Here is an 833-nt window from a genome sequence, read left to right on the forward strand (position 1 = left end):
ACTTAGGAAACAATGCTGATAACCTCTCTATGACTCAAAACTTAACGGTTTTTTATTTCTAGCGCAATTACAAAAACGATGCTACTACCCCCTCACGGTCAACCCAAAGAAAAAATTTTCAAACTCCTTGAAAAAGATGGGACTTTTAAGTTATGGTCTTGAATTACTAGCCTTTACCCCCGGAGTTCTTCTACCCCCATACCCCACTAAAAAAGGCAACGGGCAAAAAAGGCCCATCGCCAATAGCAAAAAAATAGTGCAAAATCCTGTAAATTTATTGGGAGGATCCACCGTTCCCCATTCAGTATTTAGAGGTTTGAAATGTTTCAGCGGCAAGGTCAGCCGCATCCTGTAGTTCCCCAAAACAACCAAAGACCCAAATTCCTCTCAGCTTGGCGGCGGGCGGAATTCAGGTCTGCTCTAGTTGTCCTAAGAAAGGATGCGTATCTAGAAATAATCGGTTCTTGTGCTCTTTGGGAGAGCAAGAAGCAACCAAAGGGAAGGAGGCTTCTGAGATGAAGCATTATAAAACTTCACACGGGGCCTATTCTAGCGCATTCTCCCCCCTCCTAGTCAATAACCCGAACCATTCCAGCTTTGGGCAGAACAAATTACAACCCACCAGCCGCCACAATCCTTGCCCAGTCTGCGCTAAAACCAATGGCAATTGCCGCACCATAGCCGATGGTGGGGTACTGTGCATGACTTTCCCCGACGGAGATGGTCATCCCGATTATCGCTACGTCAAACCCAGTGAGAATGGACTTTGGGGTGTTCATTACCCCCGCAAGGATGGTGATTTTGACCGACAAGCCTGGGAAAAAAGGAAGGAG

General features: G+C 46.5%; 1 protein-coding gene. It reads right to left on the minus strand.

Features of this window, described 5'->3' with window-relative positions:
- Positions 1 to 611: 611 nt before the first annotated feature.
- Positions 612 to 833 (minus strand): hypothetical protein (locus tag ODQ17_RS19035; protein ID WP_322905620.1); only part of this gene is annotated, 222 nt, incomplete at its 5' end.

Source organism: Acinetobacter sp. IRS14, assembly GCF_034650275.1.
GTDB classification, from domain to species: domain Bacteria; phylum Pseudomonadota; class Gammaproteobacteria; order Pseudomonadales; family Moraxellaceae; genus Acinetobacter; species Acinetobacter oleivorans.